The sequence below is a fragment of the Aeromonas sp. FDAARGOS 1418 genome (assembly GCF_019048585.1).
Taxonomy (GTDB): Bacteria; Pseudomonadota; Gammaproteobacteria; order Enterobacterales; family Aeromonadaceae; genus Aeromonas; species Aeromonas caviae.
The window spans coordinates 1,571,676-1,591,792 of the sequence record NZ_CP077387.1 but is presented as its reverse complement, the minus strand read 5'-3'; the positions used below and the strand labels follow the sequence as shown (position 1 = coordinate 1,591,792).

The following is a 20,117-nucleotide window of genomic DNA, read 5'->3' as shown; positions in this document are numbered from 1 at the left end:
CTCTCCCGGGCCCTTTTTTCTGCCTGTCTTTCGCCCTTTTTCACGCAAATGGTTGTCATCAACAACCAAAAAATGGTATTGGTTGCGCATAACAACCAAATGCCACCACAAGGAGACAACCCCATGGATCCCCGCCCCCTGCGCGCCCTGTCGAGGGAACTGGTACGCGAACTCGGCATGCTCTCCCAGCAGTGCGGCTCGCTGGCCCTGAGCCCTCTGGAGGCCCACCTGCTCATCGAGCTGGAGAACGGTCCCGCCACCAACCAGCAGCTTGCCGAGCGCCTTCGCATCGACAAGTCCAACGCCAGCCGCCCCCTGGCCCGCCTCGCCGAACGGGAGCTGATCGCCTGGCAACCCCACCCCTCGGACGGGCGCAGCAAGGAGGCGAGCCTCACCGAGCCGGGCAAGGCACAGCTTGAGGAGCTGCACCGGCAGATGGACGAGACCATGGCGGGGGCCCTGGCCCAGCTCTCCCCCGCCGAGTGCGAGCAGATCTGGGAGGGCATGCGGCTCTATCGCAGCGCCCTCTCCCGCGCCCGCCGCCAGCAGGGGTTCGTCATCCGCCCCATCACCCCGGCCGACAATCCCCGGATCGCCGCCGTGGTGCGCGCCGTCTCCGCCGAATACGGCCTCACCGCCGACAAGGGGTACGGGGTGGCGGATCCCAACCTCGATTTTCTCCACGAGACCTATCAGGGGGAGCGCAGCCGCTACTGGGTGATTGAGGGACCGGACGGCGCCATTCTCGGCGGGGGTGGCATAGCGCCGCTGGCGGGAGCAGCGGATGTGTGCGAGCTGCAGAAGATGTACTTCCTGCCCGCCCTGCGAGGGCTGGGGCTGGGACGGCGGCTGGTGTTGCAGGCGCTGGCCGAGGCTCGCGCCCTGGGTTACCAGCGCTGCTATCTGGAGACCACCGCCGTGCTGCGGGAAGCCACCGCCCTCTATGAATCCCTGGGCTTCGAACACCTGCCGGGGCCCCTTGGCTGCACGGGCCACGACGCCTGCGAGATCTGCATGGTGCTGGCGCTCGACTAGCTCAAACAACAAGGGGCCCATGGCCCCTTGTTGTTTCATCTGTCACCCCCTGATCAGCCAGCGCGCTGCTCCAGGGTCCGGGCAGGCCGGGAAAGCGGTCGCTTGGCCCAGACCCCGGCCAGCAGAGAGCCGGACAGGTTGTGCCAGACCGAAAAGAGGGTGCCAGCCATGGCCGAGGCGGGAGTGAAGAATTTCATGGCCAGCGCCGTGGCGAGGCCAGAATTCTGCAACCCCACTTCGAAGGCCACGGTGCGGCAGATCCGCTCCTCAAAGCCCAGCCAGCGACTGACCCAGTAGCCCGCCGCAATGCCGATGCCGTTGTGCAGGATCACCGCCAGCGCCACGATGGGGCCGATGCTGGCGAACTGCCCTGCGTTGAGGGCGACCACGATGGCGATGATCATGACGATGGCGGCCATGGAGACGAGCGGCAGCACGGGCTCGATACGTGCCGTCAGGGAGTGGAGGGAGACATTGGCAACCACCCCGAACACCACAGGGATCAGCACTATCTTCACCAGGCTCAGCAGCATGTCCAGCACCGGCACGTCGACGCTCTTGCCAGCCAGCAGCTGCACCAGCAGGGGGGTGACGAGGACCCCGAGCAGGGTGGAGAGAGCTGTCATGGTGATGGAGAGAGCCACATCGCCCTTGGCCAGATAGCACATCACGTTGGAAGAGGTGCCACCGGCGACGCTGCCCACCAGCACCATGCCCACGGTCAACTCGGCATCAAAGCCCAGCAACAGGCTGACCAGCAGAGCGGCCAGCGGCATCACGCTGAACTGCAATACCAGCCCGAGGCCGATGGCCTTCTTGTTGCGCACCGCGTCGAGGAAGTTCTGGGGTTTGAGGGTCAGCCCCATGGCCAGCATGATGATGGTCAGCAGCGGCACTATCTGGCCCTTGAGGCCGACGAAGGGCTCGGGCTGCCAGTAGGCCAGCAGGGAAAACAGCAGGGCCCAAAGCGGGAAGAGGTGGGTGATGCGTCCAAGCATGGTGTACTCCTTGTTATTGTCCAGACGCGGGCAGACCAGGGGATGCCCGCAGGGAACTTTCTCTTATACCAGCTTTGTCGCCGGCAGGCCCGTGTCGCGGCGCTCAGGAAGGGAAATAGAACCAGGCGGTCTGGATAAGACCCTCCTTCACCTCGAACACCGCCACGCTCTCGATGGGCTCGGGGGAGAGGCCGTGGATCAGCTCGTGATCGAACACCTTGTTGCCCATGACAGTGCGTGACAGCAGCTCGGCCTTGAGCTGCGGGTTGTTGAATCTGTGCTCCGCATAGAAGGCCCGCAGCGCCCCCTTGCCGACTGTGCTCGGCGTCTCGGTCGGCATGCGATAGCCTTTGAAATCCGGGGCAAAGCAGGCCACGAAGGCGTCGAGGTCGTGGGCATTGTAGGCGGCAAACTGCGCCTCTACGGGTTGGGTGACGGACATGTCTCTCTCCATGGGTGAAATTAAAATCACTTATCCTGTATTTTTATTCAACCATCAAGCCCCGGATGGGGATCTACGCCCCTTCCAATGAAACGCCCCATAACAAAAAACCCCGCCGAAGCGGGGTCTCTCTGGTCATCCGCCACCCGCTGGGTGCGGGCGGGGTGATCAGTGTTCGCGGGTCTGGCGGAAGTGAACGTCCGGGTGACGCTCCTGTGCCAGGCGCAGGTTGACCATGGTCGGCGCGATGTAGGTGAGGTTGTCACCGCCATCGAGGGCCAGGTTGACCTCGTTCTTGCGCTTGAACTCCTCGAACTTCTTGACGTCGGTCCCTTCCACCCAGCGGGCGGTGGCGACGTTGACCGCCTCGTAGATGGCCTCGACGTTGTACTCGCTCTTCAGACGAGAAACCACCACGTCGAACTGCAGCACACCGACCGCACCGACGATGAGATCGTTGCTGATGAGCGGACGGAACACCTGCACCGCCCCCTCTTCGGAGAGCTGCACCAGCCCCTTGAGCAGTTGCTTCTGCTTGAGGGGGTCACGCAGGCGGATGCGGCGGAACAGTTCCGGCGCGAAGTTCGGGATGCCGGTGAACTTGAGATCTTCACCCTGGGTGAAGGTGTCGCCGATCTGGATGGTGCCGTGGTTGTGCAGACCAATGATGTCGCCGGCACAGGCCTCGACCGCCTGTTCACGGTCACCGGCCATGAAGGTGACGGCGTCGGAGATGTTGACGTCCTTGCCGATGCGCACGTGACGCATCTTCATGCCCTTGGAGTAAGTGCCTGACACGATACGCATGAAGGCGATACGGTCGCGGTGTTTCGGGTCCATGTTCGCCTGGATCTTGAACACGAAGCCGGAGAACTTCTCCTCGGTGGCCACCACTTCGCGGCTCTCGGCCTTGCGCGGCATGGGGGCTGGCGCCCAGTCGGTCAGGCCATCCAGCATGTGGTCGACACCGAAGTTGCCGAGGGCGGTCCCGAAGAAGACCGGGGTCATCTCGCCGGCGATGAAGGCATCGTGATCGAACTCGGGAGAGGCGCCCTGCACCAGCTCCAGCTCGCCACGCAATTGGGCCGCCAGATCGTCGCCGATGGCGGCATCCAGCTCGGGGTTGTTCAACCCCTTGACCACCCGCTTCTCCTGGATGGTGTGGCCCTGACCGCTCTGATACAGGTAGGTCTCGTCCTTGTAGAGGTGATAGACACCCTTGAAGGATTTGCCGCAGCCGATGGGCCAGGTGATGGGGGCGCACATGATGTTGAGCTCGCGCTCCACCTCGTCCATCACCTCCATCGGATCGCGCACTTCGCGGTCCAGCTTGTTCATGAAGGTGAGGATGGGGGTGTCGCGCAGCCGGGTCACTTCCATCAGCTTGCGGGTCCGGTCTTCAACACCCTTGGCGGCGTCGATGACCATCAGGCAGCAGTCGACCGCCGTGAGGGTACGGTAGGTATCTTCGGAGAAGTCCTCGTGACCCGGGGTGTCGAGCAGGTTGACCAGGCAGTCGGCGTAGGGGAACTGCATCACGGAAGTGGTGATGGAGATACCGCGCTGCTTCTCCATCTCCATCCAGTCGGATTTGGCGTGCTGGCCCGAGCCACGGCCCTTGACGGTACCGGCGCGCTGAATGGCCTGTCCGAACAGCAGGACCTTTTCGGTGATGGTGGTTTTACCCGCATCCGGGTGCGAGATGATCGCAAAAGTGCGTCTCTTGGAGACTTCACTCAGAAATTCAGCTGACATAATTCGACGTTCTTCTATTGAGCGGCGGCCTGGAGCCACCGTGGGAAAAATGCGGGACAGCACCTTGGAATCAGGGCGCCCATGCAGACAACGACACCACGCGGGCGGGTCAGTGACCGCCGGTGGAGACAGGAGAAGCGCGTTGCATTACATGGGTCTGGCCCCGGATCAAAGCAAAATTGCGCGGCATTATACCCGCGCGAGTGAAAAATACCCAGCCCGCTATCACGGGGGCCCGGGGTCGGCCTCACCGGGCCGTCATCACCCGGTTGCGCCCCGCCAGCTTGGCCTCGTACATGGCCTCGTCGGCCCGGCGCACCAGCTCGCCCAGGTTGTCATCCTCGGGTTTGTACTGGGCGCAGCCGATGCTGATGCGGATGGGGTGATCCGCAGGCACCCCCTCAATCTCGAGACGGGCGACGGCCTGGCGGATCCGCTCCGCCACCTCGACGGCCTCGTTCAGGAGGGTATCCGGCAGCAGCACCAGAAACTCCTCGCCGCCGTTGCGCCCCACCCTGTCGAGGCTGCGCAACTGCTCCTCGATGCACTGGGCCACGGCGGTGAGCACCCTGTCCCCCACGTGGTGGCCCAGCTGGTCGTTCACCTTCTTGAAGTGATCCACATCCAGCAGCAGCACGCACAGGGGTTTGCCCTCCTCCCGGGTCTGGGTGAACCATTTGCGCCCCTTGGCCTGGATCTGGCGCCGGTTGTGGATGCCGGTCAGTTCGTCCGTCATGGCGAGGCGCTGCATCTTGCGGGTGCGCCCGCGCTGGTGCACCACCAGGGTACCCATCACCACCAGCAGCAGGGCCACCACCAGGTATTGCCAGTAGCGCCGCTCCTGCAACTGCTTGAGTTTCTCCGCCTGCAACTGCTGCTGGGACCTGAGGGTCTGGTTTTCCAGCTCCTTGCGGGCGAGATCGAACTCGAAACGCATCTGCAAGGAGCGCTGTTCCCGCAATCTGAGCTCGAGGGCCTGGCGGGTCTCGACATAGGTCTTGAGGCTGGTGAGGGCCGACTGGATGTGCCCCTGACGCTCCAGCACCCGGGCCCGTGTTTCATGCACCCGGGCGAGGAAGCGCAGGTTCTGCTCCCGGGTAAAGATGGGCTCGGCCTCGTCCAGGTGCCGCAACGCCTCGCCGGGTCGGTTCAGGGCCTCGAGGACCTCGGCCATGACGAGGTGCCAGTGGCCCAGGGTGACGCTGTCCGCCCCCTCCCCCTGATGGAGGGAGGCTGCCGCCTGATCTAGCTTGGTCATGGCCTGGTCCGGCTTGCCCTGTTTCTGCAGGATGGTGGCCAGCTCGATCCGGCTCCAGGCCAGGACCCCTTCCTGGTTTGATCCCAGATAGTAACGCTCCGCTTCGGCCATCAGGGGCAGCGCCTTGTCGTACTCTTCGGTGTCGATGTAGAGGAGCCCCTGCTGGCTGTGAATATCCACCAGGTACTCCTCGACCCCGAGCTGCCGGTAGTCGTGTTCCAGCTCGTTGAAGTAGCTCTCGGCCCGCTCATAGAGCCCCATCCTGCGATAGGCATTGGCAATATTGGCGAGCACCTCGCGCCCCTTGGCCTCCAGCCCGAGCGCCTCGTATCGCTGGTGGGCATCGATGAGATCCATCAGCCCCTCCGCCAGCTCCCCCTGGTAGGAGTACATCTCCCCCCGCAGGCTCAGGATGTCGGCACGCTGGCGCTCATCCCCGAGCCGGCGAGCCAGGGTCAGGGCGGCGTCGTAATCCTCCCCGGCCCCGGCCATGTTGCCGAGCAGTTGCCGGTGATAGCCTCGACAGGCGAGCAACCCCACCTCGGTGACCCTGTCCTTGCGGGCACGGGCCTGCGCCAGCTCCTGCTCGGCAAACGCCACCGCGCGGCGAAACTCCTCGTCTCGTTCACTCGGCTGGGCCCAGCACTGCAGCCGGGCAAGACGCCCCTGCACCTCGGGCGGATAGTGTGCCTGTCCGGCAGTCAGGGCGGCGACGCGCTCGCGAAACACCTGCACCGGCATCGCCGACTCTTCCAGCTGCTGCAACGCCAGCTGCAACTCGTGCCCGGCCAGTGGCGCCGCCTGGGCCAGGGCAACCCCCAGCCACAGCAACAGACCACCTCCCATCAGGATCTTCATGCGGACATTTTCTCCTCTTCACTGGCCGGACGCCGCGCTCATCGCTGTCATCATATCCCCACAGACTCTGGGCGCACAGCCGTCAGAGGGTGGGAAAACGCCTCATATCGGACGAGAGCCTCCCCTATCCCCTTCTTTACAGAAGGAGAGAGTGCATCGACTATATATGCTTTCGAACAGGGGAAGGGATGAGGAATGACCTACGAGGAGCTGAGGGAGGCTTACGACAGGTTGTTGCTGGAGAACGAGCGTCTCAAACGCATCGCGGATGACGCGCGGGAGAAGCTGGACGCCGCCATGGACGGCACCGGCCTGTGCATCTGGCAGAACCATGTGCCCACCGGCAAACTCATCATCTTCAACCGGCGCTGGGGCTCCATGCTCGGTTACCAGCCCAAGGAGCTGTCGGCCCACTTCGACGTCTGGCGCGCCCACCTTCACCCGGAGGACAGGGAGCAGGTGCTGCTGGCCTTCTTCGACCATCTGGAGGGCAAGAGCCCGTTTTATCAGGCGATGCACCGCATGATCGGCAAGGATGGCAAGACCACCTGGGTGCTGGACCGGGGCCGGGTGGTGGAGCGGGATGATCAGGGCAACCCCGTCCGGGTGATGGGCACCCACATCGACATCACCCATGAGAAGGAGTACGAGCAGCAGCTCGCCCAGCTTGCCCACCGGGATCCCCTCACCGGCCTGTTCAACCGCACCGCGCTGCACCGCCACTTTCCCGGGGAGTACCAGGCCATCTGCTTCATCGATCTCGATGACTTCAAGCTGGTGAACGACAACCTGGGCCACCGGGCAGGTGACGAACTGCTGGTCTCCCTCGCCCTGCGCCTTCGCCACTGCTGCGGCGAGGAGGTACGGCTGGGGCGCATCGGCGGGGACGAGTTCGTGCTGCTGCTGCCCTGGGCGTGCGACGATCCCCGCACCAGCCACCTCGCCCGCCAGTGCATCGATGCCATCGCCACCCCCTTCGAGCTGCCCAACGGGGACGCCTCGGTGGGACTGAGCATGGGAATTGCGGCCATCCGGCCCCAGGACGATTTCGGCGCGGCGCTGGCCCGGGCGGATCAGGCCATGTACAGGGTCAAGCGCAGCGGCAAGCGGGGTTTTTACATTGCCCAGCCAAGCGGTCAGCCGCTGCTGGATCAGGAGCAGGTCAACGAACGGGGTCTCTACCACAGGCCCACTCTCTGAGCCTGATCGCCCTCAATGGCGCTGCCAGCGCCGCAGCAGGCGTCCACGCAGGCCGCAATCGAGCAGCCAGCTGTTGTCGAACACCCGCAAAATGGCCGCCTTGGCGTGACGGGACATGGCGACCGCATGGAAGCGTGTCTGCTGCGCCCGTCGCCGGTTCATCCGCTCGAGCAGGGGGTGGGGCAGGTTCTGGGCGATGAAGTCGGAGATGACCAGCACGTCGGCCTTGGCAAAGGCGGGTTGTTCAAGCTGGGTCAGGGCCTGCTCCAGGCAGGGCACCAGATCGGTCCCCCCGTGAAAACTCATGGAGAGAAAGCGCTCCGCCTTCTCAAGCCCGGTGTCGGCGGTGATCTCCAGGGTCGCCACCTCGGTGGAGAAGAGCATCAGATAGCAGCCCCGCTTCTCCTCCATCGCCCCTTTGAGCAGGGCGAGAAACAGCGCCTTGGCACACTCCTCCGGATAGCCCCCCATGGAACCTGACGTATCGACGCAGACGATGAAGGGGCCCCGCGGCTGCATCTCCTGCCCTCCCTGCTCGGGGGAGCGCAGCATCAGACGCTGGCGCGGCAGGGTGCCCCGCGACTGGTAGCTCAGCAGGCGCCGCTCCAGATAACGGCGATAGAACTCCAGCTCCAGCTCCGGCAGCGCCAGCATCACCGCCTCGCTCGGCAGGAGGCGCATCAGATCGCTGGCCGGGTGCACCCCCACCAGATCGTCGGGCACATCGTCACTTTGCACCTCCTCCAGCTCGTGCACAGGCACCGGCGGCAGCGTCCTGTCCTCGCTGCGCCGCTCCCGCTCGCTGCGCCCAAGCAGGGCGGCGATCTCCGCGAGCAGAGGTTCCTGCTGCAACATGCGGGCGTACTGCTTCACCAGCGCCAGGCTGCGCTTGTGCCAGCTCCCCTGGGCCAGATCCCAGAGCCCACCGGCGGAGATCTGGTGCGGATCCAGGGCATCGGCCAAGGTCCGGTTGGCCAGCAGTTGATCCTCTATCTCCTGGCGCTGCTTCTCCCGCTCCGCCTCCGCTATCTGCTGCTGCAACTGCAACAGGCTGCCCACCAGGCTGGCACGCCACTTCTCGATGAAGAGCTGGCGCAACCCCTCGGTGGGCTGGGCCACTATCTGGCGCACCAGGCTGCGGGCATCCCCCGCAAAAGGGCTGTGCTGCTCAAGGGCTTCCAGCAGGGCGGGCAGGCGCCCCACCAGCTCCGGCAGGGGCAGTTGCCGGTGGGCCTGATAGAGCAGGTATTCCCGCTCGAGGGCCACCGGCACCGGCTTGTGACGCATCTCCTCCCCAAGCTGTTCGCTCCAGGTCTGGATGCGCTTTCTGAGCAGCTTCCCCTGCAGGGGCGAGCGCTTGAGGAACTCGGAGATCTTGGGGGTGGAGGCAAGCAGCAGCGCCATCTCCCCCGCCAGCTCCCCCTCCCCCATGAGCAGCCCCAGGTCCATCATGCCGATCTCTAGCATGGGCCACCCCGGGCGTTGAGATGTGATGGAGTACCATGCTGACTAAACATGTTATTCATCCTGTTTATTTCACCAACCCCACGTCAGACGCGACGTCACCCCTGTGCATCGAGAAGAGGCAGACGATCCCGCCACTGCTGCAGCTCGGCCCCCAGCCGCTCCAGGTCCCGGCTCAGCACGAAGAAGCTGTCCTCCACCTGACGCAGCCAGTGGTCCCCCACGAACAGATGGGGCTGGTGACGGTCGAACAGGTTGCGCTGGCCCTTGAGGTTTTGCAGCACCCGGTTCACCTGGCCCGTCAGGTCGTCCAGGGCCGACAGCCAGGGGGCCATCACCACCTCGGGGATGGGGGTGCGCTCCACCAGCATCAGGGGCACGGGCTGGCGCTGGATATCCAGCACGTGCAGCCGCAACTGCTCGTCCAGCACCAGCTCGTAGTGCCCCTCCTTGGGGTTGCCGAGAGGCCAGCCCACCAGCGCCTCCCCGGTGGGGTGCCAGTGAGAGAGCAGGGTGCGATCGAAGGTGAGGGTGCCGGTGAGGCGCTCGGGATCGCTGCCATCCAGGGGCGCCGGAGTGAGCAGCTGGAAGTGCACCAGCTTGCCGAACGGCCTGGCGTTGGCCAGCGGCAGTTCGGTGCCGCGGGCGCGACGGCCGAACCACTGCTTGCGCTTGACCGCCTTGCAGCCGATGCGCAAGGCGACCGCCCCCTGCAACTGCTTGAACTGCTCGCGCAGGGAGAGCAGCTCCCGGGTCAGCGCCAGTTGCTGGTAGCCGTAGAGGCGGGAAAACTCGCCGATCATCTCCAGCAGCGCGGTGCGGGAAGCCTCGTCGTGCCAGAGGCAATCCTTGAACAGCAGCAGATCCAGGGGCGCCACCTCGTCGCGGCCATTGAAGAAGGCGCTCGCCTTGATGAGCCGCACCGCCTTCTTCCAGCGCCGATCCGAGACATAGCAGCCGTGCCCGAGCTGGCTGTCGAGCTGCTGGCGCAGCTGGTAGATGAGTTCGAAACAGGCGTCCGGCAGGCGTACCTGCTCGATGGCATCCTGCCAGGCGTCGTACTCTTCCCCCCGAATCTGCACCGCCGGGGTCAGGTTCTGATGGGATTGGCCATCGCTCGCCAGCATGGCCTGGAAGTTGGATTTCTCCTGCACCCTGTCCATCCAGACCCGCACCAGCATGCGGTCGTAGAGCGCCTCCAGCCCGCTGTCCGGGGCCGGCAGCTCGTTCGAGGCGGTGACCAGCAGCCGCATGGGAATGGGGTGCTGGCTGTCGCCGTTGCGAAACTGCCGCTCGTTGATGGCGGTGAGCAGGGTGTTGAGGATGGCGGGGCCCGCCTTCCAGATCTCGTCGAGGAAGACCACCTCGGCCTCCGGCAGGTAGCCGCTGGTCAACCGCAGGTACTTGCCATCCTCCTTGAGCGCCTGGATGGAGAGGGGGCCGAACACCTCCTCCGGCGTACTGAAACGGGTCATCAGGTATTCGAAATGGCGGGCATCCTGAAACGCCAGCTTGAGGCGCCGCGCGATCAGGCTCTTGGCGATGCCCGGGGGGCCCAGCAGAAAGACGCTCTCGCCACTCAGGGCCGCCAGCAGGCCGAGCCGCAGGGCATCCTGGCGCTCATACAGTCCCTCACCAAGGGCGGAAAGGAGCCGTGGCAGGCGCTCATGAATGGGGGTGGCACGAACAGTATTCTGGGCTAAAGGCGGCATAGGCACAGTTCCGAAGCTGATAGGTCATCCGTGGTGACGGGGTCCGGCCTCTGGCCCCGCCCCACTCTCATTGTCTGTCATCTCTGCCCCCGGGGGGCGCTCGTTTGCCATCGCCACAGGGCGAAAAGCGCACGTCCGGGGTGCAGCAAATCCCGCGAGAGTGTACTCTGCGCATCATTATTTACCCCAACGCAGATCAAGAGTGAGCCTTCGCCATGCAAGATCCCCTGCTGGACCCGCTGCGCCAGCGCATCCTGGCCCGCATGGGCATCCCCCTCTGGCAACAGAGAGGCCGACTCCTGGCGGGAGGCACCAGCCCCGACGGCGCCGCACAGCCGGGAAACACGCCCGCCGACGAGGTGCTGGCCCCGCAGGAGACTGCCCCTCTGCCGACCGGCAAGCTCTGGCTGCTGGCAGAGACGCTGCCCGCGCCCTCCCTGCTCGGGGACATCTGCCGCTGGCTCGGCCTTGGCACGGACGAGGTCTCCCTGTTGTCCGAGATGCCTTCCCTACCCGCGGGGGCCACTTCGCCCCTGCTCTGGCTGACGGCGCCGGACCCTCGCTGGCCCGATGCCCTTGTCTGCCCGCTCAAGCCCGATGGGGCACACAAGCGCGCCCTCTGGCAGCAGTGCCGGCAGCGCCACACCCCTTGATGCTCACGACCATGGCACGGCCATGGTGTCCATCGCAAGCCTGAATCCCGTCCGGAGTGACCATGTCTGACCTCTTGCCCCACTTTCGCCCCCTGCTCGAATCGGACTTCGAAGCCATCTACCCCATCGAGCAGGCCGCCCACCAGGAGCCCTGGAGCCAGGCCAACCTGCTCTCCTGCTTCGGGCCGCGCTATCTCAACGGCCTGATGCTGGTGGACGGACGACCGGCCGGTTTCTACATCTCGGATCTGGTGGCGGGAGACAGCTCCCTGATGAACATCTGCGTACACCCCGACTTTCAGGGCAAGGGGCTGGGGCGGGCGCTGCTCAGGGAGTACCTGGCCCGCAGCAAGGCCAGCAAGGCCGAGGCCTGGTTCCTGGAGGTCAGGGCCGGCAACCGCACCGCCATCAACCTCTACGAGAGCGAGGGGTTTGCCGAGTATTGCCGCCGCGCCGACTACTACGGCACCGGGCAGGAGAGGGAGGATGCCGTGCTGATGTCCCGTCTGTTCGACTTCGGCTGACAACCCGCAGCAGGCCGCCGTCAGCGGACACCCCCTCTGACCTCCCTGACTCCCCCTCTTCGCTTCCCCCCTCAGGGCAGGGGCGCGTTGTCGATGGAGGGGTCTTCCAGGCTCAGGGTCACCCTCAGCACGGCCTCGAATGCGGCTCCAGAGAGGGGCATGAAGAAGCCGCGACCATAGGTGACGCCGGGCATCCAGATCTGTTCGATATCCACCGCGATCTTGATGGGGCGAAGCGGCTCACCCGGTCGCTGGACATAGATGCCAGGGGCCGTCGCAACCTGGGGGAAGCGGCGCAGAATGTGCTCGCTACCATCCCCCGCATCCGGGTTGAGTCGCACCTTCACCAGCCCCGCCAGGGCGGATTGCATCTCGGGGGCACGCCACAGCCTGGTATTCAGCGCCTTGCAGCGTCGGCACTTGGCGCGCTCGATCACGTAGAGCAAGGGGTATCCTTCCCTCAGCGCCAGCCGCTGCGCCTGCTCATAGCCCTCGGCGCCGCTCAGCCAGGGATTCTCCTGCTCCCCCGCGCCCCCCAGCAGATACCAGAGGGCGCCAGCCCCCGCCAACAGCAGCAACACGCCGGTGAACAGGCTCTTGATCCCGATATTCATGGTGCAACTCCCTGAACGAATCCGATCCCTGCCCCCTATCATGCCTCACTCTCATCTGGTTGACGACTTTGTGATCCAGGACAAATAGCGCACACTTGTAAGCTGTAATGTTAGAGTTTAAACTCCAGCCCCGATTTTGGTGCCCCTGCGGGCGCACAACTGTTACTTGAGGATGCGTGAGATGTCGCAGTTTCATCTGGTTAGAGTGATGCGTGAGCGTATTGCCCGCCTTGGCAACAAGGCCGCCCTGCGCGTCCAGCAGGATGGCCAGTGGCGCGCCATCGGCTGGCGAACCCTGGGTCAGGCCATGGATTATTGCGCCCAGGGACTGATCCGGGCGGGCCACCAGCCCGGCGAGATGGTCGGCATCTATGCCCGCAACATGCCCGAGTGGACCCAGGCCGACCTCGGCATCCTGGCCGCCCGTGGCGTCAGCGTGCCCATCTACCCCACCAGCACCCTCGATCAGCTGCGCTACATCGTCAAGGATGCCGGCATCAGGATGCTGTTCGTGGGGGAGCAGCCCCAGTTCGATCAGGCGCTGCACCTCATCGACAGCGGCGAGATAAGCCACATCGTCGCCCTGGACGGCACCGTCGATCTGCGCGGCTGCGCCTCGGCCAGCCACTTCCAGACCTTCCTCGTCTCCGGCAACCACCAACCCAGCGAGCTGGTGCTGCGCGAGCGCGAGCGCCACTACCGCATGGACGACCTGCTGACCCTCATCTACACCTCGGGCACCACGGGCGAACCCAAGGGGGTCATGCTCGATTTCGCCAACATGGCCGCCTGCTTCGAGATGCATGACGCTCGCCTCGACCTCAGCGAGCAGGATGTCTCCCTCTGCATGCTGCCGTTGAGCCATGTGTTCGAGCGTGCCTGGAGCTACTACGTGCTCTATTGCGGCGCCGAGAACGTCTACATTCGCGACCCGCAGAAGGTGATGGATGTCATCGGCGAGGTGAAGCCCACCGTGATGTGCGCCGTGCCCCGCCTCTACGAGAAGGCCTACGCCATGATCCAGGCCAGGGTGGCCCAGGCGCCGCGCCTGCGCCGCGCTCTGTTCGGCTGGGCCACCCGGGTGGGCAAACAGATGGTCGCCACCCGTCAGGCGGGCAAGTCCGCCTCTCCCCTGCTCTATGGCCAGCTCTGGCTTGCCGAGCGCCTGGTGTTTCGCAAGCTGCGCGCCCGTTTCGGCGGTCGCACCCGCTTCCTGCCGGTGGCGGGCGCCCGTCTCGCGGACGAGGTGAATCTCTTCTTCCAGGCCATGGGGCTCAACCTCAAGTACGGCTACGGCATGACCGAGACCACCGCCACCGTCTGCTGCTATGAAGACACCCAGTTCAGGCTGGGCTCCATCGGCACGGCGCTAAACGGCATCGAGGTGAAACTCGGCGAGAACAACGAACTGCTGGTGCGCGCCCCCACCGTGATGCGTGGCTACTACAACAAGCCGGAGGCCACCGCCGAGGTGATGACCGAGGATGGCTTCCTGCGCACCGGCGATGCGGGCGAGCTGGATGACGAGGGCAACATCTACTTCACCGAGCGCTTGAAGGAGCTGATGAAGACCTCCAACGGCAAGTACGTGGCGCCGCAACTGGTCGAGGGGACCCTCGGCAAGGATCGCTTCATCGAGCAGATTGCCATCGTCGCCGATGCCCGCCACTTCGTGTCGGCGCTCATCGTGCCCTGCTTCGAGTCCCTGGAGGAGTACGCCCGCTCCATCAACCTGCAGTACCAGTGCAAGACCGAGCTGCTGCGCCACTCCCGGGTGATGGAGTTCTTCGAGGCCCGCATTCAGGATCTGCAAAAGGAGCTGGCCAAGTTCGAGCAGGTGAAGAAGTTCACCCTGCTGCCGAGCGCCTTCTCCATGGAGCTCGGGGAGATCACCCCCACCATGAAGCTGCGCCGCAAGATCATCGAGGCCAAGTACCAGCGCGAGATAGAAGCCATGTACAGCCACGTCTGATCGACGGGCCTGATATGAAAAAGCCGCTCATGGAGCGGCTTTTTGCTGGGCGTCTCTCCCTTATGGCAGCTTGACCAGGGGTTGCTCGCGCAGCTCGGTGGCCCGACCGCCCTGGATCTTCTCCACCCGGGCCAGGGCCTGCTTCACCTCGTCGGCATTTTGCAGCAGGCGATAGGTCAGATCGAAGGTCTTGGTCTCCCCCGGCTGGATCTTGGGGACCAGCCCGAGCGGGCGCTGGTACTTGGTGCTGTAGGCATAGCTGGTACCGGGTTCGATGCCGGTCACATAGCCCTGGGCCCGGGTGTCGGTGTTCTTCCACAGGGTCAGCACCGGCAGCTGTCGGGTGTTGTAGCCCACCGCCACTCCGGCGTTGCCGGCCCGGTTGTTCAGCACTGCCAGGGTATTGCCGTCGGCGTCGCTGTAGGGCACCAGGTTGAACACCATCTCGTCGAAGCCCTTGGTGGGCCCCAGATAGGTTTGCCAACCCTTGAGTCCGGCCTTGGCGTAGTCATTGAACGGGGAGATCTGCTTCACCGGCGTGCTCACCCTGGCTCCCTCCTCCAGAATGGGGGCCCCGAAGTTGCCATGATAGATGATCTGGTACTCGTTCTCGTAGTCAGCGTGGTTGGTCAGCTTGTCCTGCAGGGCAAACTCCGCCTGACCGGGCACCACGCTCAGCTGGGTCCAGGTGACCAGTTCGCTCATCTTGAAGGTGCGCTCGTCCACCCGGCCCAGCACGTGGATGGCATAGGGCGGCTCGTCGTCCACGGTCACGCTGACCACGGAGGCGGGAATGTTCTGCACCCGGCCATGGAGGCTCTTGAGGCGACCGTCGTCATCCACTCCGGGATGACCCGTCCACTCGTAGCCGCAGCGCACCAGCATCTCGTTGAAGCCGTCGAGCCAGCCGAGGCCCCCACGGCTCTCGAGATCGATGAAGGCGGGGTTGACCACCTCCTTGACCGGTGAATCCCAGCCTAGGCGCAGATCCGCCGCCTTGACCTCCTTGATCCCCATGCCGCGGGTCGGCACCAGGGTGATCTTCATGACGCCGTTGTCGACGATGAGCAGATCCACCCCTTCCTGGCGGCCGCCGTGCAGGCGTTTCTTCTCGATGGTGAAGGGAACCGGGCTTTTGATGCCGAGCTTCTCGCTGGTGATCTTCCAGTCCCCCACATCCAGCCCTTGCTGGGAGTCGGTCAGCAGAAATTCGGCGGCGTGACCCGCGGTGGCGCCCAGGGCGAGCAGCACGGCAATGGAGAGTTTCTTCAACATGGATTTATCCTCGTGTCTCTTGTTTTTGTGAAAGCTGAATCGTTTCAGTGATCGAAAACTAGGCGTCTGACGCCCCGGACTCAAGAGACAAACGGAGGAAATGTGAGCCGATTGACAATAAAAACGGCTTCAGCCCTGCTGAAATGAAGGCTGACTCACAGTTATGAAAGGAGGAAAAAACAGGCGGGGCGCCGAGAGGGGCGCCCCCTCACCCCGCCTGCACCACATCAGGCAAGGGCCAGCGTCACCGCGGCTTCGGCGTGGATGGCGGTGGTGTCATAGAGAGGCACGGCGGCCTGGCACGCCCCCACCAGCAGGGCGATTTCGGTGCAACCCAGGATCACCGCCTGGGCACCGGCCTGTGCCAGATCGGCGATGATGGCCAGATACTCGGCCTGAGACGACTCGCGAATATCGCCGAGGCAGAGCTCGTCATAGATGATGCGGTGCACCCGCTCCCGTGCAGCGTCATCAGGCACCAGCACCTCCAGCCCGAAGCGCTCCTGGAGCCGCCCCTTGTAGAAATCCTGCTCCATGGTGAAGCGGGTGCCGAGCAAGCCCACCCGGGTCACCCCGTCGGCCTGGAGGCGATGGGCCGTGGCATCGGCGATGTGGAGCAGGGGAATGTCGATGGCGGCCTCGATCTCCGGCGCCACCTTGTGCATGGTGTTGGTCCCGATCAGCAGAAAATCGGCGCCACCGGCCTGGATGGCCCTGGCCTCGGCCGCCAGCAGACGGGCGGTGGCGGGCCAGTCACCGGCGTGCTGCAACCGCTCTATCCCGGCAAAATCCACGCTGCTCAGCAGCACTCGCGCCGAGTGCAGACCGCCGAGCCGCTCGCGTACCCCCCGGTTGAGGGCCTGGTAATAGCTGACGGTGGACTCCCAGCTCATGCCACCCAGCAGACCGATACATTTCATGGAATCTCCTTATGTCACCCGATGGTGCAAACCAATGCTGCAATCCCTCAGGGGGCGCGTTTGATCGCACCGCCCCGGCAATAAAAAAGGCCCCGAAGGGCCAACAAGACAGCCGGTAAAGGCTCAGGCCGAGGCCTAAACCCAGATCATCAGCACGCAGGCCGCCGTGGCGAGCCCCATGCCCAGATTGAAACGACGCCAGCCGGTGGCGGTGCGGATGAGGCGGCGCACCTGGGCACCGAACAGCACCCAGAAGGCACCGGTATAGAGGCCGGTCACGAAGAAAATGCCGAGCACCCAGCCCGCGGACGGCCAGTAAGCCTCCCCCGCCAGGGTGAAGCCGCTGATGGCGGAGAGCGCCATCATCCAGGCTTTGGGATTGAGCAGTTGCAGCATGGCCCCCTGATGGGCCGGGATGAGCGGCCGGTTCCCCTCCGCCGGGCCACTGGCGTTGGCCACCTTCCAGGCCAGCCAGAGCAGGTAGGCCGACCCCACCAGCTTGAGGCCGTCGTGCAGCAGGGGCAGACGCTCGAACACCACCCCAAGCCCCAGGGCCGTGGCCAGGATCATCAGGTTGATGCCCCCCACCACCCCCACCAGCAGAGGCACGGAGCGGCGAAACCCCTGGGCCGCCCCGGCACTGGTGAGCAGCATGTTGTTGGGGCCCGGCGTGCCACAGGTGATAAGGGCAAAGCCCGCCAGGGGGAGCAACCAGTTCAGATCCATCTCAACCTCGTTCAGATACGGCAAGCCTCCTAATATGCAGAGCCGACGCCCTGACGACAAGGTCAGCAATGCATTTTCTTTGCATGAATAATCAAGGTGCTGTTAATACCAGAGCATCACCACGCACAGGGCGGTCAAGGCACCCAGGCTGCCGTTGAGACGACGCCACCCCTTGTCCGAGTTGATCCAGCGGCTGAGCTGATGGCCAAACATCACCCAGGCGAAGCAGACCGGGAACCCCGCCATGGGGAAGACACTCATGATGCCCCACATGCTCGGCCAGTAGTCGCTCCCCGGCAGGCTGAACAGACTGATGGCCGAGATCCCCATCATCCACGCCTTGGGATTGAGGAACTGGAAGCCCAGCCCTTCAAGCAGGGTCAAGGGGCGGGCACGGCTGGCGGGATCTCCGGGGGCGCCTGCCACCGCGATGCGCCACGCCAGCCACAGCAGGTAAAGGCTGCCCAGCACCTGCAGGCTCAGCTTGAGCAGGGGCCAGCGCTCGAACAGCGGATAGAAGCCGAGCGCCAGCACCAGTTGCAGCACAGGCTGGCCCACCGCCACCCCGATGAGATGGGGCAGGGTGCGACGCACGCCGAAGTTGGCACCGGACGCCGTCAACATCAGGTTGTTCGGCCCTGGCGTGCCGCAGGTGAGCAGGGCGAAGCCAAACAGGGTGGCATACCATTCGATGGTCATGGGGAGACTCCTTTCTCGCCACATTGTACCGATACAATGTGTGCTTGCTGGTTGTGTAAAGACTGATAATCACGCTATATTGCGGACAATCTTGGATCAATGGATTTATTGTCACCATGACAATCTGGACGCCCGACCTCACCCCTTTCGAGGGGCCCCTCTACCTCAAACTGGTCAAGGCCATCGAGCAGGCCATCGCCACCGGCACCCTCTCACCCGAGACCCGGCTGCCGACCCACAGGGCCCTGGCAGACAAGCTGGGGGTCACCGTGGGCACCGTCACCCGCGCCTACACCGAGGCGGAGCGACGGGGCCTGCTGGCGGCCCGGGTCGGGCACGGCACCTGGGTCAGGGGAGCGGCGGATCCCGCCAACGAATGGGTGATCCGCAATGAAGACAGCCAGCGCATCGAGTTGTGGCAGAACCTCCCGGTCCAGCTGGACAGGGGCGCCATCATCAGGCCCCTGCTCACCGAGCTGGCGCAGGGGGATCTCAACGGCCTGCTCGGTTATGACAAGGAGGCGGGACGCCCCGCACAGCGCCAGCTGTTCGTCGACTGGCTCGCCGAGCAGGGCATCACGGCGAGCGAAGATCGCCTGCTGTTCAGCCATGGTGCCCAGCACGGCATCATGCTGGCCCTGCTGGCCACCGGCTGCGTGGGAGAGACCCTGTTTTGCGAGGGACTGAGCTACCCCGGCATGCTGGGTAATGCACGCCAGCTCAAGAATCAGGTGGTGGGACTGGCGATGGATGAGGAGGGACTGCTGCCAGAGGCGCTGGATGCCGCGTGCCGTACCCGCCGGGCCAAGCTGCTCTACCTCACCCCCACCCTGCAAAACCCCACCACGGCCACCATGAGCCTGGCGCGACGCGACGCCATCGTCGCCATCGCCCGTCGCCACGATCTGCTGATCGTCGAGGATGACGTCAACGGCCTGCTGCCCGAAAGTGCGCTCCCTCCCCTGGTCAACCTGGCACCGGAGCGGGTCATCTACCTCGGCAGTCTCGCCAAGATCGCCTGCGGCGGCCTGCGGGTCGGCTTCGTGTTGTCCCCTCCCGCCCTTCGCAACGGCTTCGCCCAGGCGATGCGGCTGTCGAGCTGGATGGTGAGTCCGCTGCTCATCGAGCTGGCCTGCAAGCTGGTGAGCCAGCGCCAGATCATGCCGCTCATCGAACACCAGCGAAAAATCCTGGCGCGCCGGGGTGAGCTCCTGCGCCACCTGCTGCCGGGAGCGCGCTGGCAGCCGGGGTCCATGCACGCCTGGCTGCCGCTGCCCGAGCCCTGGCGCAGCCAGGAGTTTGCGGAGGCCGCCAACGCCCTTGACGTGGGGGTCGCCAGCGGAGAACACTTCGCCGCCGGCCAGTTTGCCGCCCCGCAGGGAGTACGCCTCAGCCTGAGCCAGCCCGCCACCGACGCCCGCGTCGCCGAAGGGCTGGAGCGCCTCGCCGGGCTGCTGAGGGGCACGCCGCCCACCAATCCCCTGCTATAGTCATTGACCCTGGCACCCGAGGAGCCTTCATGTCTGCCGTCCGTCCCGCCCTGCTGATCGCGACCCTGCTGCTGGGAGGCTGCGCCTCCCCGGCCCATCAACAGCTTGGCGCCGCCCTGAGCGGACTGGAGGGGGAGCTGACGCGGCTGGAGGAGGAGTTGGCAGCCATGAACGGCCTTCACTATCAAAAAGCCATCGACGCCCCGGTGGCGCTGCGCCGCTATCTCAAGGCCCCCGCACCGACGGCGGAGGGGCTGGTGCCCGTGCAGAGCCGACTGCAAGATGGCCCTCTGCTGCGCTACGACTACCGGCTGCCCGCAGGAATGACGCAGCTGCCCACCGACAACCCCTGCCTGCGCTACGAGTTCGAGCTGCGCCGCCTCGGGCGCCTGGGTCAGCTCGAGCTCGCCTGGCAGGGAAAGGCGGGAGCCGGGGAGCTGCGTGTCCCCCAGCGGGACTGCCCCTTCTCGGCCAGGGGGCCCGGCCTTCAGTGATGCTATCTTTGCCCCGCCCAAGGCTGCA

General features: G+C 64.9%; 18 protein-coding genes. 7 read left to right on the top strand and 11 right to left on the bottom strand.

Going from position 1 to position 20,117, the window contains the following annotated elements:
- The first annotated feature begins 123 nt into the window (after positions 1-123).
- Entirely contained in the window at positions 124-1,035 is a 912-nt protein-coding gene (locus I6L48_RS07705) for a MarR family transcriptional regulator (protein WP_042864394.1), read from the top strand.
- Positions 1,036-1,088: 53 nt separating this feature from the next.
- Here the strand turns inward: I6L48_RS07705 and I6L48_RS07700 are convergent, their stop codons facing one another.
- The 4 genes from I6L48_RS07700 to I6L48_RS07685 form a co-directional block, all read right to left on the bottom strand.
- A complete protein-coding gene (locus tag I6L48_RS07700) occupies positions 1,089-2,033 on the bottom strand; it encodes a bile acid:sodium symporter family protein (RefSeq protein WP_216987914.1) in 945 nt (314 codons plus the stop codon).
- A gap of 103 nt (positions 2,034-2,136) precedes the next feature.
- The gene (locus I6L48_RS07695; protein WP_041211044.1) at positions 2,137-2,475 is read right to left on the bottom strand and encodes a nuclear transport factor 2 family protein; all 339 of its coding nucleotides are present in this window, start codon (positions 2,473-2,475) and stop codon (positions 2,137-2,139) included.
- Positions 2,476-2,643: 168 nt separating this feature from the next.
- Positions 2,644-4,233, bottom strand: a complete 1,590-nt coding sequence (gene prfC / locus I6L48_RS07690) for a peptide chain release factor 3 (RefSeq protein ID WP_089503670.1) — start codon at positions 4,231-4,233, stop codon at positions 2,644-2,646.
- A gap of 244 nt (positions 4,234-4,477) precedes the next feature.
- Positions 4,478-6,346, bottom strand: coding sequence for a diguanylate cyclase (locus I6L48_RS07685; RefSeq protein ID WP_216987913.1), 1,869 nt, complete (start codon positions 6,344-6,346; stop codon positions 4,478-4,480).
- Between the two features lie 195 nt (positions 6,347-6,541).
- Here I6L48_RS07685 and I6L48_RS07680 point away from each other — a divergent pair, with 195 nt between their 5' ends.
- Positions 6,542-7,546, top strand: coding sequence for a sensor domain-containing diguanylate cyclase (locus tag I6L48_RS07680; protein WP_216987912.1), 1,005 nt, complete (start codon positions 6,542-6,544; stop codon positions 7,544-7,546).
- Between the two features lie 12 nt (positions 7,547-7,558).
- Here the strand turns inward: I6L48_RS07680 and viaA are convergent, their stop codons facing one another.
- On the bottom strand, positions 7,559-9,013 hold the full coding sequence (gene viaA / locus I6L48_RS07675; RefSeq protein ID WP_042883353.1) for an ATPase RavA stimulator ViaA: 1,455 nt from the start codon (positions 9,011-9,013) through the stop codon (positions 7,559-7,561).
- 95 nt (positions 9,014-9,108) lie between these two features.
- Positions 9,109-10,722 carry an ATPase RavA domain-containing protein gene (locus I6L48_RS07670; protein ID WP_102983761.1) on the bottom strand — a complete coding sequence of 538 codons (1,614 nt, stop codon included), beginning with the start codon at positions 10,720-10,722 and terminating at the stop codon, positions 9,109-9,111.
- Between the two features lie 215 nt (positions 10,723-10,937).
- On the opposite strand from I6L48_RS07670, the gene I6L48_RS07665 reads away from it, so the two are divergent.
- Positions 10,938-11,375 carry a DNA polymerase III subunit psi gene (locus tag I6L48_RS07665; protein ID WP_216987911.1) on the top strand — a complete coding sequence of 146 codons (438 nt, stop codon included), beginning with the start codon at positions 10,938-10,940 and terminating at the stop codon, positions 11,373-11,375.
- 74 nt (positions 11,376-11,449) lie between these two features.
- Positions 11,450-11,899, top strand: a complete 450-nt coding sequence (gene rimI / locus I6L48_RS07660) for a ribosomal protein S18-alanine N-acetyltransferase (protein ID WP_103261185.1) — start codon at positions 11,450-11,452, stop codon at positions 11,897-11,899.
- A gap of 71 nt (positions 11,900-11,970) precedes the next feature.
- Here the strand turns inward: rimI and I6L48_RS07655 are convergent, their stop codons facing one another.
- Entirely contained in the window at positions 11,971-12,513 is a 543-nt protein-coding gene (locus I6L48_RS07655) for a hypothetical protein (protein ID WP_010672910.1), read from the bottom strand.
- A 181-nt stretch (positions 12,514-12,694) separates the two neighbouring features.
- On the opposite strand from I6L48_RS07655, the gene I6L48_RS07650 reads away from it, so the two are divergent.
- On the top strand, positions 12,695-14,485 hold the full coding sequence (locus I6L48_RS07650; RefSeq protein ID WP_216987910.1) for a long-chain fatty acid--CoA ligase: 1,791 nt from the start codon (positions 12,695-12,697) through the stop codon (positions 14,483-14,485).
- A gap of 60 nt (positions 14,486-14,545) precedes the next feature.
- Here I6L48_RS07650 and I6L48_RS07645 read toward each other — a convergent pair whose 3' ends face one another.
- The 4 genes from I6L48_RS07645 to I6L48_RS07630 all read right to left on the bottom strand — a co-directional run bounded on the left by I6L48_RS07645 (position 14,546) and on the right by I6L48_RS07630 (position 18,105).
- On the bottom strand, positions 14,546-15,760 hold the full coding sequence (locus I6L48_RS07645; protein ID WP_113069657.1) for an aldose 1-epimerase family protein: 1,215 nt from the start codon (positions 15,758-15,760) through the stop codon (positions 14,546-14,548).
- A gap of 227 nt (positions 15,761-15,987) precedes the next feature.
- Positions 15,988-16,680 carry an aspartate/glutamate racemase family protein gene (locus I6L48_RS07640; RefSeq protein ID WP_041214542.1) on the bottom strand — a complete coding sequence of 231 codons (693 nt, stop codon included), beginning with the start codon at positions 16,678-16,680 and terminating at the stop codon, positions 15,988-15,990.
- Positions 16,681-16,815: 135 nt separating this feature from the next.
- Positions 16,816-17,406, bottom strand: coding sequence for a LysE family translocator (locus tag I6L48_RS07635; protein ID WP_010672906.1), 591 nt, complete (start codon positions 17,404-17,406; stop codon positions 16,816-16,818).
- Positions 17,407-17,508: 102 nt separating this feature from the next.
- Positions 17,509-18,105 (bottom strand): LysE family translocator, encoded by a 597-nt coding sequence (locus tag I6L48_RS07630; protein ID WP_039039402.1) that lies wholly within the window; start codon positions 18,103-18,105, stop codon positions 17,509-17,511.
- Between the two features lie 116 nt (positions 18,106-18,221).
- On the opposite strand from I6L48_RS07630, the gene I6L48_RS07625 reads away from it, so the two are divergent.
- Positions 18,222-19,595 carry a PLP-dependent aminotransferase family protein gene (locus I6L48_RS07625; protein ID WP_041211036.1) on the top strand — a complete coding sequence of 458 codons (1,374 nt, stop codon included), beginning with the start codon at positions 18,222-18,224 and terminating at the stop codon, positions 19,593-19,595.
- Between the two features lie 29 nt (positions 19,596-19,624).
- Complete coding sequence (locus I6L48_RS07620) at positions 19,625-20,089, top strand: hypothetical protein (protein ID WP_202040217.1); 465 nt, start codon at positions 19,625-19,627, stop codon at positions 20,087-20,089.
- The last annotated feature ends 28 nt before the right edge of the window (positions 20,090-20,117 follow it).